Annotated in this window: 1 protein-coding gene; it reads left to right on the top strand. The window is 52.7% G+C overall.

Annotated features, from left to right (window positions below; all coding sequences use genetic code 11):
- Window positions 1-465, top strand: a 465-nt coding sequence (locus KK062_RS30020) for a hypothetical protein (protein WP_254088078.1), incomplete at both ends; no start/stop codon positions are given.

The raw sequence follows: 465 nt of genomic DNA, 5'->3' as shown, positions 1-465 counted from the left end.
AAAGCGGTGAGCTTGCCGCGGCACCCTGCCGTGCCGGTCTCGCGGTCAATACGCTGGTGATCGACAGCACGCGGCTGACAATCTCCCCGGGCGACGTGTATTATACCAGCCCCTCTGTGGGAGGAGACTTTCATGAATATAGCGTAAACCTTCCTTTACCGTACCGTATCCTTTATATTCGGTTGTCATCCGACCAGCCTGTAGAAACGGGTGCGTATACCATAACCGAAAGTACGGCTGCGGAATCTCCCGAGCCGGGCTATGCGTATTTATCGGTGCTGGATGAAAACGGAACGTTCTATTATTCGGGACAAAGTGAGGATAAAATTTACGTCACTGTCAACGACGGCGTACCCACGTTCGAATTGTGTGACGTGGATATGTTTCACTACGCAACCTACTCGTTTAACCTCAGTGGGCGGGTTGGCATAGCCCCCGTGACAGAAGTACCGTGCGGTGTCAATT

This window comes from Dawidia cretensis (assembly GCF_018598175.1).
Lineage (GTDB): Bacteria > Bacteroidota > Bacteroidia > Cytophagales > Cyclobacteriaceae > Ohtaekwangia > Ohtaekwangia cretensis.
Note: the sequence above shows the minus strand (reverse complement) of the source record. Positions and strands in the feature narration are given on the sequence as shown.